The organism is Bradyrhizobium sp. IC3195 (assembly GCF_020193585.1).
GTDB lineage: Bacteria > Pseudomonadota > Alphaproteobacteria > Rhizobiales > Xanthobacteraceae > Bradyrhizobium > Bradyrhizobium yuanmingense.
This window is the reverse complement of sequence record NZ_JADYVG010000002.1, coordinates 219,934-232,610: the sequence shown is the minus strand read 5'-3', so window position 1 is coordinate 232,610 and position 12,677 is coordinate 219,934. Positions and strand designations below refer to the sequence as shown.

General features: G+C 66.0%; 9 protein-coding genes and 1 pseudogene. 7 read left to right on the top strand and 3 right to left on the bottom strand.

Translation table 11 applies throughout. The features are described 5' to 3' along the window. Positions 1–39: 39 nt before the first annotated feature. Entirely contained in the window at positions 40–2,517 is a 2,478-nt protein-coding gene (locus I6F09_RS04665) for a PAS domain S-box protein (protein ID WP_225187563.1), read from the bottom strand. Positions 2,518–2,734: 217 nt separating this feature from the next. Between I6F09_RS04665 and I6F09_RS04660 the strand changes: the two genes are divergently transcribed. The 4 genes from I6F09_RS04660 (at position 2,735) to I6F09_RS04645 (ending at position 7,330) form a co-directional block, all read left to right on the top strand. Then, positions 2,735–3,805, top strand: a complete 1,071-nt coding sequence (locus tag I6F09_RS04660; RefSeq protein WP_225114299.1) for a putative zinc-binding peptidase — start codon at positions 2,735–2,737, stop codon at positions 3,803–3,805. A gap of 179 nt (positions 3,806–3,984) precedes the next feature. Further along, positions 3,985–6,000: an acetyl/propionyl/methylcrotonyl-CoA carboxylase subunit alpha gene (locus tag I6F09_RS04655; protein ID WP_225187562.1), complete on the top strand. Its 2,016-nt coding sequence runs from the start codon at positions 3,985–3,987 to the stop codon at positions 5,998–6,000. Between the two features lie 164 nt (positions 6,001–6,164). Next, positions 6,165–7,034 carry an isocitrate lyase/PEP mutase family protein gene (locus I6F09_RS04650; RefSeq protein ID WP_225147635.1) on the top strand — a complete coding sequence of 290 codons (870 nt, stop codon included), beginning with the start codon at positions 6,165–6,167 and terminating at the stop codon, positions 7,032–7,034. Further along, positions 7,031–7,330, top strand: a complete 300-nt coding sequence (locus I6F09_RS04645) for an acylphosphatase (RefSeq protein ID WP_225187561.1) — start codon at positions 7,031–7,033, stop codon at positions 7,328–7,330. Before I6F09_RS04650 ends, I6F09_RS04645 begins: the two co-directional genes overlap by 4 nt. Positions 7,331–7,459: 129 nt before the next feature. Here I6F09_RS04645 and I6F09_RS04640 read toward each other — a convergent pair whose 3' ends face one another. Then, on the bottom strand, positions 7,460–8,977 hold the full coding sequence (locus I6F09_RS04640; RefSeq protein ID WP_225187560.1) for a PAS domain-containing sensor histidine kinase: 1,518 nt from the start codon (positions 8,975–8,977) through the stop codon (positions 7,460–7,462). Positions 8,978–9,117: 140 nt separating this feature from the next. On the opposite strand from I6F09_RS04640, the gene I6F09_RS04635 reads away from it, so the two are divergent. The 3 genes and pseudogenes from I6F09_RS04635 to I6F09_RS04625 all read left to right on the top strand — a co-directional run bounded on the left by I6F09_RS04635 (position 9,118) and on the right by I6F09_RS04625 (position 11,786). Further along, entirely contained in the window at positions 9,118–9,675 is a 558-nt protein-coding gene (locus I6F09_RS04635) for a MarR family transcriptional regulator (protein WP_036029135.1), read from the top strand. 16 nt (positions 9,676–9,691) lie between these two features. Then, positions 9,692–10,353, top strand: a pseudogene (locus tag I6F09_RS04630) (DUF4166 domain-containing protein). Next, positions 10,350–11,786, top strand: coding sequence for a TIGR01777 family oxidoreductase (locus I6F09_RS04625; protein ID WP_225187559.1), 1,437 nt, complete (start codon positions 10,350–10,352; stop codon positions 11,784–11,786). Before I6F09_RS04630 ends, I6F09_RS04625 begins: the two are co-directional and overlap by 4 nt. Before the next feature lie 4 nt (positions 11,787–11,790). Here the strand turns inward: I6F09_RS04625 and I6F09_RS04620 are convergent, their stop codons facing one another. Then, positions 11,791–12,645, bottom strand: a complete 855-nt coding sequence (locus I6F09_RS04620; protein WP_225187558.1) for a LysR substrate-binding domain-containing protein — start codon at positions 12,643–12,645, stop codon at positions 11,791–11,793. Positions 12,646–12,677: the final 32 nt, after the last annotated feature.

Sequence of the window (12,677 nt, the reverse complement as noted above, 5' to 3'; positions counted from 1 at the left end):
CGGACTGGAATTCGTGGCTGCTTCTCGCGAATGTGACACTCACCTTGCGACTGACAGCTTCTCCATGATCGCCTTGCGCAGGATGCGCGAGAGCGATTCCACCGAATACGGCTTCTGGATCAGCTCAAATCCGCGGTGGGCGTTCTCGGCCAGCACGTTGCTGTAGCCGGAAGTGAGCACCACGGGCAGGCCGGGATAGCGCTCGCGGATGATGCCGGCGAGCTCGACCCCGTTCATGCCGGGCATGATGACGTCGGAGAACACGAGGTCGACGGCAAATTCGTTCTCGCCCAGGATCGCCAGCGCCGCGTTGGCATTGGCGACGCGGCGCACGACATAGCCGAGATCCTCCAGGAGCTCGGTGGAGAAGCGGCCGACCTCGTCGTCGTCCTCGACCACGAGCACGCGATAACCACGCCCGGTCGTGGCCGCCTCGTGGCTCAGGGCCGCTGCTTCCTTCTCCGTGGTGGGGCTTTGCGCCTGCGGCAGGTAGATGGTGAAGGTGGCACCTTCACCTTGCGTGCTCGTCACCGCAATGTCGCCCTCGGACTGCTTTGCGAAGCCGAAGGCCTGGCTGAGCCCGAGGCCGGTGCCCTTGCCGACCTCCTTGGTGGTGAAGAACGGCTCGAAGATCTGTTCGAGATGTTCCGGCGCGATGCCGCTGCCGGTGTCGGTAACGGAGATCGCGACATAGTCGCCGCGGCGCGCCGATTGTGCGCGCAGGCTCGGTATTCCCGAGACCTTGCGCACGGCGATGGTGAGGCGGCCTTCGCCGTCCATGGCATCGCGGGCGTTGATGGCGAGATTGATCAGCGCGGTCTCGAACTGGGCGATGTCGGCCACCGTGAAGCAACCGGTGTCCCGAACCTCCACGGCGATCTCGATGCGGGCGCCGACCAGCGGCCGCACCAGCTGCGCCACGCCCTCGACCTGGCTGCCGACGTTGAAGATCTGCGGCTTCAGCGGTTGCCGGCGCGCGAAGGCCAGAAGCTGCGCGGTCAGCTTGGAGGCGCGCTCGACCGTGTCTGAGATGGCATCGACGTAGCGTCGGCGGCGCTCCTCCGGCAGCTCGCGGCGGCGCAGGAAATCGGTCGCAGAGCGGATGATGGTGAGAAGATTGTTGAAGTCGTGAGCGACGCCACCGGTGAGCTGGCCGATCGCCTCCATCTTCTGCGACTGCCGCAGCGCTTCCTCGCCGCGGCGCCGCTCGGTGATGTCCACCGCCTCGGGCACGGCGCCGGTGATGTTGCCCTGGCGGTCGAGCACGGGACGCATGCCGAAGTCGAAATCGCGCTCGCCGATCGGAAGGCGCAGGCGCATCTCCAGCCGCACGGGTTCGCCCTTGAGCACAGTGTCGAAGGCCTCGCGCACGGCGGCACTCATGCCCTCCGTGCCGGTGAACCAGGGTGTGTCCCAGAACGGCTTTCCGACCACGTCCGCGGAATTCGCCTTGATGCCGGCGAGCGCGGTCTTGTTGGCGTAGACCAGCTGGCCCTCGAGATTGACCAGGCCCTGATACTGATTGCTGGTCTCCAGGATCGCGCGCAGCCGCGCCTCGTTGGCTTCGAGCTCGGCGGTGCGCTCCGCGATGCGCTCTTCCAGCGTCTCGTTCAGCCGCCGGAGCTCGATCTCGGCCTGCTTGGCGACGGTGACGTCGTGGGCGACGCCGATGAAGCCGATATGCTTGCCGGTCGCATCCCAGCGCGGCTGCGATTCCGAGCGCAGCCAGCGCCATTCGCCGCTGGCGTTCTTGTAGCGCGCTTCCAGCACGAAGGGTTTGAGGGACGCTTCACCCTGGACGGATTGCTGCAGCACGTGCGGCAGGTCGTCGGGATGCAGCACCTTGCGCCAGTCGAAGTCGATGGCCTGGTCGTAGGGCAGGCCGACGAAATCGACATAGGCCTGGTTGGCGAAGGACCGCTTGCGGTCGAGCTTGGTGACCCAGATCGGCACCGGCGCGCTGTCGGCGATCAGCCGGAAGCGCTCCTCGCTTTCGCGCAGCGTCTCGCGCGCCAGCGCCTGATCGGTCATGTCGATATGAGCGCCGACGAGCCGGATGGCGCGGCCGTCCTTGTCGCGCTCGATCTTTGCGACGACACGGATCCAGCGGGTCTCGCTGTCGCTGGGGCGGATGATGCGGTATTCGGCGCTATAGTCCTCGCTCCCTCCGGCGAGCGCTTCGAAGAAATGCTTGACAGTGGCGTCGCGGTCGTCGGGATGGATACGGTTGACCCAATCCTCGTGCGACTCCTCGGCGGCTTCCGGCGGAAGGCCGTGGATCATCAGATATTCGGGCGAACGCCGGTTCTTGAAGCCTTCGCGGAAATCGACCTCGACGCCGCCGACCTTGCCGATGCGCTGGATGCGCGCCAGCTCGGCCTCGCGCTCCTGCAGCGCGCGATAGGCATTGTCGCGCTCGCGCGCGACGTCTTCGAGGTGCTGGCGCAGCCTTTCGGCGGCGATGGTCTCGGGCAAGGGTTCGTTCAAGGCATCGGCCGTTGTCATGCAGGTGCGCACGTGCCGGACCGATATTCACACAGACGGAGCGTGATGGCCATTGTTTAGAGGGCAGGTGGTGCCGGGAAATGGGGGCGCGCGCCTGAACGCAGAGAAGTACGCGGTGGTAACGTCCGGTCTGGCAATTTGTTCCGAATACTGGAACGATCGGCGGATTGAGGCGTCGTCGCGAGGTGCCAGCGCGCTCATAGGCTTTCCTTTCCCACGAGGCTAAATCTTGAAGCTCTTTATCTGCCAGGCCTGCGGCAACGTCCTCTATTTCGAGAACCGCGCCTGCGAACGCTGCGGCCATCGGATCGCCTTCCTGCCAGAGAAGGAGACGATGTCGGCGATCGAGGCCGACGGAGACGCCTGGAGCATCCTCGCCGACAAGAGTGAGAGCCGGATGCTGTGCCGGAATGCCGAGTACGACGCCTGCAACTGGCTGACCGACGCAGGCGATAGCACCGGCTATTGCCGCGCCTGCCGCCACAACGGGACCGTGCCGAACCTTTCGGATCCGGCGCAGCTCGCCGGCTGGCGCGAGCTGGAGGTGGCCAAGCACCGGCTGTTCTATTCCCTGATCCGCTGGAAGCTGCCGCTCCAGACCCGCCAGGACAATCCCGAGCATGGCCTGATCTTCAACTTCCTCGCCGACGATCCGCACAGCGGCGAGAAGGTCATGACCGGCCATGACAACGGCCTGATCACGATCGCGCTGACCGAGGCCGACGACATCGAGCGCGAGCGGCGCCGGCTCGAGATGGGCGAGCCGTACCGGACGCTGCTTGGGCACTTTCGCCACGAGGTCGGACACTACTTCTGGGATGTGCTGGTGCGCGATGGCGGCAAGCTCGACCAGTGCCGCGCCGTCTTCGGCGACGATAGCGCCGATTACGGCCAGGCCCTGCAGCGCCATTATGCCGAGGGCGCGCCGCCGGACTGGCAGCAGAACTACGTCTCGGCCTATGCCACGACCCACCCTTGGGAGGATTTCGCCGAAACCTGGGCGCACTACCTCCACATCGTCGATGCCCTCGAAATGGCCGCCGAGTTCGGCATGGAGGTGCGTCCCAAGGTCGACCGCGACGGGGAGCTGACGGCGCGCATCCGCTTCAACCCGTACGAGGCCAGGGATGTCGAGGTGCTGGTCAACGCATGGCTGCCCTTCACCTTCGCCATGAACAGCGTCAACCGCGCCATGGGCCTGCGCGACCTCTATCCCTTCATCCTGTCGCCCGCGGTGGTCGGCAAGCTGGGCTTCATTCATGACCTGGTCCGGGACGCGGCCAAGGCCGGAAAGTCCTAGGGATGCCGCACGGCAGGCGCGCCGGGCCCATTTCGGTCTTGCGCTGGTACGCCAAAGGCGGCCCGATTTAGACCGTTGCCTCCGGCCCATTTTGATGTACCACGGGAGCCACACGGCCCCTCCCAAAGGCCCCAACGGCCAGGGAAGGGTCCCGCCCAAGGTCGAGACTCAAGAAAAGCATGTTCAAACGCATTCTGATCGCCAATCGCGGCGAAATCGCCTGCCGGGTCATCAAGACTGCCCGCAAGATGGGAATTCAGACGGTCGCGGTCTATTCCGAGGCCGACCGCGATGCCCTCCACGTCGAGATGGCCGATGAGGCGGTGCTGATCGGCCCGCCGGCCGCGGCCGAGAGCTACCTGGTGATCGAGAAGATCGTGGAGGCCTGCCGGAAGACGGGTGCCGAGGCTGTGCATCCCGGCTACGGCTTCCTGTCCGAGCGCGAGGCGTTTCCGCGCGCGCTGGAAGCCGCAGGAATCGTTTTCATCGGCCCGAATCCCGGCGCGATCGCCGCAATGGGCGACAAGATCGAGTCCAAGAAGGCCGCCGCAAAAGCAAAAGTCTCGACCGTGCCGGGCTATCTCGGCGTCATCGAGGACGACAAGCACGCGGTGCGGATCGCCGACGAGATCGGCTACCCCGTCATGATCAAGGCCTCCGCCGGCGGCGGCGGCAAGGGCATGCGCATCGCCCATTCCAAAGCCGAGGTTGCCGAGGGCTTCAACCTCGCCAAGGCGGAGGCGAAGGCCTCGTTCGGCGACGACCGCGTCTTCGTCGAGAAGTTCATCGTCGATCCCCGCCACATCGAGATCCAGGTGCTGGGCGACAAGCACGGCAACGTGATCTATCTCGGCGAGCGCGAATGCTCGATCCAGCGCCGCAACCAGAAGGTCATCGAGGAAGCGCCGTCGCCGCTGCTGGATGAGGAAACCCGCCGCAAGATGGGCGAGCAGGCGGTCGCGCTGGCCAAGGCCGTGAACTACGATTCCGCCGGCACGGTCGAGTTCGTCGCAGGCCAGGACAAGAGCTTCTACTTCCTGGAGATGAATACGCGCCTCCAGGTCGAGCATCCCGTCACCGAGCTCGTCACCGGCATCGATCTCGTCGAGCAGATGATCCGCGTCGCGAGCGGCGAGAAGCTCGCCATCGCGCAGAAGGACGTCACGCTGACCGGCTGGGCGGTGGAATCGCGCCTCTACGCCGAAGATCCGTTCCGCAACTTCCTGCCCTCGATCGGGCGCCTGGTGAAATATCGTCCGCCGGCGGAAGCGAGCCACGACGGCATCACCATCCGCAACGATACCGGCGTGCAGGAGGGCGGCGAGATCTCGATCCATTACGATCCGATGATCGCCAAGCTCGTCACCCATGCGCCCTCGCGCGCGGCGGCGATCGAGGCGCAGGCGACTGCACTGGACTCGTTCTATGTCGATGGCATCCGCCACAACATCCCGTTCCTGTCGGCCTTGATGCATCATCCGCGCTGGCGCGAGGGACGGCTCTCGACCGGCTTCATCGCCGAGGAATTCCCCAAGGGTTTTGCGGTGCGTGTGCCCGAGGGCGAGGTCGCGCGTCGCATCGCCGCGGTCGGCGCCGCGATCGATCACGTGCTCGGAGCGCGCAAGCGGCAGATTTCCGGCCAGATGGGCGGCCGCGTCGTGCAGCGCGAGCGGCGTCGCGCGGTCTGGCTCGAGCGCCAGGAGATCCTGCTCGAGGTCGCGCGCGAAGGCGAGGCGATAGCGATCCGCTTCATCGACGCCGACGGCAAGGCCGGCAACACGCATCTGTTGCAGTCGCCGTGGAAGCCGGGCGATCCGGTCTGGCAGGGCACAATCGACGGTCAGTTCGTGGCCGTGCAGGCGCGGCCGATTCCGAACGGCGTTCGTCTCGCGCATCAGGGCGTCGAGGTGCCGGTCTATGTCTGGACCGAGGCCGAGGCGGCCTCCGCGCGGCTGATGCCGGTGACCACGGCCTCCGACAGCGGCAAGAAGCTGCTCTGCCCGATGCCGGGCCTCGTCGTCTCGATCGCGGTCAGCGAGGGGCAGGAGGTCAAGGCCGGCGAGACCTTGGCGGTGGTCGAAGCCATGAAGATGCAGAACGTGCTGCGCGCCGAACAGGACGGAACCGTGAAGAAGATCCACGCCAGCGCCGGCGCGACACTCGCGGTCGACGCGCTGATCCTGGAGTTTGCGTAAGATAAAAGATGTGAGTGGGGGTCTTGCCGGGCCCCAAGCTCACCGTCATTGCGAGCGCAGCGAAGCAATCCAGACTGCCTCTGCGGAAAGACACTGGATTGCTTCGCTGCGCTCGCAATGACGGAGTACGTTGCGGCTGCGTCGCAATAATTGGGAGGGCAACCATGGCCTTTCGTTCCCGCCGCGAGAAACTGCGATCGATCCTGTCGGGCGGGACGTGCGTCCATCCCGGCTCGGTCTATGACGCGATCTCGATCCGCATTGCCGAGGATCTCGGCTTTCCGCTTGGCATGTTCGGCGGATCGGTGGCCTCGCTCGCCGTGCTCGGCGATCCCGATGTCACGCTGATCACGCTCACCGAGCTTGCCGAGCAGATGCGGCGGATGTCGCGGGCCTCGGCGCTGCCGGTGCTCGTCGACGCCGATCACGGCTATGGCAATGCGCTGAACGTGCGCCGCACGGTGCAGGAGCTGGAGACGTCGGGCGCGGCCGGCCTCACCATCGAGGACACGCTGTTGCCCGCCGCATTCGGTGCGACGAAGGCGCAGCTGATCTCGCTGGAGGAGGGCGTCGGCAAGATGGAGGCGGCGCTTGGCGGCCGCAGCGATCCCTCGCTGGTCATCATGGGCCGCACAGGCGCAGCCGCGATCACCTCGATCGAGGATGCGGTGCGCCGCGCCCAGGCTTATGAGGCCGCCGGCGTCGATGCGCTGTTTTTCACCGGCATCAAGTCGCGCGCCGAGCTCGAGGCCATCGTCTCCGCCACGCGGCTGCCGATCGTGCTCGGCGGCGCGTCCGAGGAATTGAGTGGGCTCGATTATCTCCAGGGCCAGCGCGTGCGCATCGCGCTGCAGGGCCATGCGCCGATCGCCGCCGCGACGCAAGCCGTCTACGAGACACAGAAGGCGTTGCGCGAGGGCATGGCGCCAAAAAGCCTCAAGGGCCTGGCATCGTCGGAGCTGATGGCGCGCGTTACGCGCGAGGCCGCGGTCAAGGCGCGCAGCTCCGATTTGCTCGGATGGAAGAAGACATGAGTCGGGCGATTCTCCAGGTCATGATCCGCGGCCGCGTGCAGGGCGTCGGTTATCGAGCCTGGGTGGAGTCTCAGGCCACCGCGTATGGCCTTGAAGGCTGGGTCCGCAACCGCCGTGACGGCAGCGTGGAAGCGCTGTTCGCCGGCGCGCCGACGCACGTTGCCGACATGGTCGCGCTGTGCCGCCACGGGCCGCCATCCTCGCGCGTCGACAGTGTCACCAGCGAGACGGCAAGCGTGGATGAGCTGAATTTGCGCAGGGCAGGGGAAGCATTTTCCGTGCTGCCGACGGTGTGATAGTTCACAAGAGATCGTCATGCCCGGGCTTGTCCCGGGCATCCACGTTCTTGGTGCCCCTGTCCAGGCGTGGATGGCCGGGTCAAGCCCGGCCGTGACGGCGAGTTGGCCGTGGTAAGCGGTGAACATTCACTTCGGCAATTTCGCGATTGCCTCGCTCAGCTCGTGGATCTCGTAGGGCTTGCGCAGGATCGGGAAATCACCGCGCACGCCGGCGGCGACCTCGCTGTAGCCGGTGGCGAGCAGGATCGGCAGGCCGGGACGGATCTGACGCAGGTGATGGGCGAGGCTGAGGCCGTCCATCTTGCCGGGCATGACGATGTCCGAGAACACGAAGTCGACGCCGTCGCTCTCGATCTCGCGCAATGCCGCTTCGGCATCGGCGACACGGCGCACCTGATAGCCGAGCTGCTCCAGAAGACCGATGCTGACCAGCGCGACGTCGGGATTGTCCTCGACCAGCAGCACCGTGCCGCTGCCGCGGAACGTCGCTCCCGGCGCCTCCCGCGACGGCATATCTGTGCCGCGCGGCAGGACGATGGTGAATGTCGTGCCCTTGCCGAGCTCGCTCGCGACCTTCACCGTGCCGCCGGCCTGGTGGGCGAAGCCGTGCACCTGCGAAAGGCCGAGGCCGGTGCCTTTTCCGATCGGCTTGGTCGTGAAGAACGGCTCGAAGATCTTATCGAGGACGTCGGAAGGAATTCCGAGCCCGGTATCGCGGACGTCGATTGCGACGAAATCGCCGACGAGGGGCGTCTCGTTCAGCACGACGTTGCGTGCGCCGATCGTCACCGTGCCGCCGTCCGGCATCGCGTCGCGGGCATTGATGACGAGGTTGAGCAGCGCGGTCTCGAGCTCGGAGACGTCGGCCCTGATCGGCCAGGTGTCGGAGTGGATGTCGAAAGCGAGGCGCACGGAGCTGCCGACGCCCGCGTCGAGCACCTCGCGGATCGCCGCGATACGGTCGGCAAAATCGATCGCCTGCGGGTTGACGCTTTGCCGACGCGCGAACGTGAGAAGCTGGTTGGTCAGCGCTGCGCCGCGCTTGGTCGCGGTGTCGATCGCCGAGATGGCGCGCTCGAGCTTGGGGTCGTCGGCGGCGCCTTTCTTCAGGATGTGAAGGCTGCCGCTGATGATCATCAGAAGATTGTTGAAGTCGTGGGCGACACCGCCGGTGAGCTGCCCCAGCGCATCGAATTTCTGCGACTCGGCCAACTGCTTCTGCATCGCCTCGAGCTTGAGCTGCGCATTGCGGCGCTCTGTGATGTCGCGTGTGATCTTGGCGAAGCCGATCAGCCTGCCGTCCTCGTAGATCGGGTCGATCACGACGCTCGCCCAGAAGAACGTGCCGTCCTTGCGGACACGCCAGCCTTCCTCCTCGTATCGGCCTTTTTCCCGCGCGATGCCGAGCGCCCGGGCTGGCTTGCCATTGGCGCGGTCGGTCTCGGTGTAGAAACGGGAAAAATGCTGGCCGAGGATCTCCTCTGGGGGGTAGCCCTTGATGCGTTCGCCGCCGATGTTCCAGCTGGTGATGATCCCGTTGGGGTCGAGCATGTACAGCGCGTAGTCGGCAACCCCCTCAACCAACAGCCGGAAACTGCGCTCGCTCTCGAACAGGTCTCTCTGTTGATTGAACTTTTCGACCATTCCCGGACCCCGCCTCGACGGGAACAAACGCGGCATCCGCGAGATGGTTCCCGCCCTGTGGGACATTTCTAGGCAAGCTTTACGGACCGTATGCAAGGCGGGTCCTTGACAAGAAAGCAAGTTCGTCAGATATTTCTGTCATGACAGAAATAACCGGAAAAAAGAAACTCCCCGCCGCCGTCGAGCGCTTCATCCTGCACTGGGGCGACATGGGCGACGAGTGGGGCGTGAACCGCTCGGTAAGCCAGATTCACGGGCTGCTTTATCTCGCCGAGGCGCCGATGACCGCCGAGGACATCGCCGACACGCTCGGCATGGCGCGGTCCAACGTCTCCAACTCGCTGAAGGAGCTGCTCGCCTGGAACCTGATCCGGCGGGTCCCGATCCTGGGCGATCGCCGCGACCATTACGAGGCCGAGACCGACATCTGGGAGATCGCCGCGAGGATCGCGGCGCGGCGCAAGGAGCGGGAGATCGACCCGGCGATCGCGGCCCTTCGCGCCTGCGTGTCCGATGCCACGGACGATCCCGGCATCAGTCCCGTCGCAGCCAAGCGCCTGAAGGAGATGCTGGCGTTCACCGAGCTCGCCGACCACTGGTTCATGCAGATGCTGAAAGTGCCGCGGCCGCGTCTGGTCGCCTTGATGCGGCTTGGCGAGAAGATCGCCAACCTGCTGCCGATCGGCAAGGTCAAATAGCATCGAGGAGGTTGCGATGACGTCGGCAAGACTATCGGGCTCCAACGCATCGACCTCCGCTCACGTAAGACTGCTCGACGACCGACGTTTCCGCACGCTGCTGTCGGACGAGGATTGGGGCCGCTTGCCGCTCGCCACCTGGCGCCGCTTCTCGAAACGCGTCGCCGACGGCGACAGTATCGTCTATGTCGGCGTGGTCGACGAGCTCACCTTCAGCGATTTCGGCTGGTGGTTCGCGCAGGCCGCGCGCCTGATCGGCGGACCGTTGCCGACCGGCCGCGATATCGGTGTGCCCATGATCGTCACGGTCACCGAGGACGGCGCGACCGGCCAGACCTGGACGCGCATCTGCGCGCGCAAGCGCGGCTTTCCGCAGGTGATCCATTCCGCCAAGCGTTTCGCCGGTCCGACCGGGCTCGAGGAATATGTCGGCTTCGGCGTGTCGATGGCGCTGCGCATCGCGGTCGAGGATCAGGTACTGATCTTTCGCAGCGCGGCTACGGCCTCCAGCTTGGACGGCTGTGGCTTCCGCTGCCGGGCTGGCTGACGCCGGGCGAGCTCATCGTGACACATCGAGATCTCGGCGAGGGCGCCTTCCGCTTCAGCTTGGATGTCACTCACCCGCGTCACGGTGCGCTGATCCATCAGTCCGTCCTGTTCAGGGAGGCCGTATCATGACGCCGCTGCTGTGGACACTCATCGCCATCCAGATCGCGATGGGTGTGTTCGATACCTTCTATCACCACGAATTCACCGAGCGCCTGGCCTGGCGGCCGTCGCAGCGCTTCGAGCTGAAGCTGCACGGCATCCGCAACATGCTCTATGCGCTGCTGTTCCTGATGCTCGGCTGGCTCGAGGTTCACGGCGTGCTGGCGCTGTTGATCGTCGTGGTGCTGGTCGCCGAGATCGTCATCACCTTGATGGATTTTGTCGAGGAGGATCTGAGCCGCAAGCTGCCGCCGAGCGAGCGCATCAATCACACGCTGCTTGCGATCAATTACGGCGCCATCCTGGTGCTGCTGATGCCCGTCCTGATCGATTGGGCCATGCAGCCCTTCGGCGTGAGCGTCGTTGATCAGGGCCTGCTCAGCATCGCCGCGACCGCCTGCGCAGTCGGCGCGGCACTGTGCGGCCTCAGGGATTTCGCGGCGATGCGGCGGCTCGGCCGCATGCGAAGCGTGGCGGCAGCCGGGCTTGTCGAAAAGCTGCCCGGCCGCAAGACCGTGCTCATCACCGGCGCCACCGGATTCATCGGCAGCCGGCTTGCCGCAAGCCTCAGCGGGGCAGGGCATCACGTCATCGCGCTGATCCGAAATCCCGCGAAAGCCGAGATGCTGCCGCCGCCGGTGACGCTGATCACCAGCCTCGATCAGCTCACCTCGGACGCGCAGATCGACGCCATCGTCAACCTCGCGGGTGAGCCGATCGGCAACGGCCTGTGGACCGAAGCGAAGCGCGCGAAGATCATCGGCTCGCGCATCGACACGACCGGCGAGGTCGTCAAGCTGATCGCGCGGCTCGCGCGCAGGCCCGAGGTGCTGATCAGCGGCTCGGCGATCGGCTGGTACGGCCTTTGGGCCGACCAGGTGCTGACGGAATCGGCCAAATCTCACGCCTGCTTCAGCCACGAGCTGTGCGCGGCCTGGGAGGCGGCAGCGCGACCTGCGGAAGAGCTCGGCGTGCGCGTGGTTTATTTGCGCATCGGCCTCGTGCTCGGCACCGAAGGCGGCTTCGTCACGCGCATGCTGACGCCGTTCGAGTTCGGCCTCGGCGGCCCGCTCGGCACCGGGCGACAATGGATGTCCTGGATCGAGCGCGACGATCTGATCCGCCTGATCGCCTATGTGATCGCGACGCCGGACCTGTCGGGTCCCGTCAACGCCACCGCACCGATCCCGGTCACCAATGCAAAGTTCACGGAAGAGCTCGGCCGCCGCCTGCACCGGCCCGTCCTGTTCCGCATTCCCGGCCGCCTGCTCCGCCGGATCGGCGGCGGCTTTGCCGACGAGCTCCTGCTCGGCGGCCAGCGCGTGCTGCCGAACAAGGCGCTGAGCCGCGGTTTTGTCTTTCGGCACGAGACGCTGCGCAGCGCGTTCGAGGCGATCTTGTGAGACTTCAGGCGGCCGCCACGCTCCGGAACGTCGCGGCCACCGCACGCAGCGCGGCGAGTTTCGCGGGATCGCTGACCTTCGAATGCAGCATCACCTTTGAGCTGCCGAGCTTCGGCAGCTTGTGCGCAGGTCCGACATCGATCAGCCCGGGCGGCGCGATCCGCCGCGCCAACGGTGCAATGGCAAGCCCGGCGAGTGCTGCCGCGACCACCGCGGTGACGCCGCCGCCGACGAAGCGCTCGCGCCAGGGGAGGCCGGCCTTGTCGAGCGTGCGCACGGCGACGGCGCGCACCCCGCAGGGCGGAGCGAGGGTTGCGAGCGGCAACGGTTCGCCCTTCGGCAACGTGAAGCGGCGTGCGGCGAACCAGCCGAACTCGTCCTCAGCGAGTTTCTCGCCGCCGCGGCGGCTGCCTTCCTGGCGCACGATCACCGCATCGAGCTCGCCCGCATCGTAGGCATCCTGCATCTCGCGCGAGAAGCCGATGGTGACGGCGAGGGTGAGGTTCGACGACATCGCGTGCAGGCGCTCGAGTAGCGGCACCAATTCGGGGCCAGCGGCGTGATCGGAGATGCCGAGCGAGAGCGACTGCGCGGCCGGCGCGTCGCCCGACAGCGCGAGATCGTGCGCCGTCATCAGCGCGCGGGCGCGATCGAGGAACGCGGCGCCATCGGCGGTGAGGCGGACTGCGCGCGGCGAGCGCTCGACGAGGCGCTTGCCCAGCAACGTCTCCAGCCGCTGCAGTTTGAGACTGACGGCGGCCTGCGTCGTGCCGAGCGCTTCGGCGGTGCGCGTGAAGCTCTGGAGGTCGGCGACCAGAAGGAAGGTCTGGACGGTGGCGATGTCGAGTGTGGCTTTCATTACAAATCGTTATCATTGGTATCAGTCGTGAT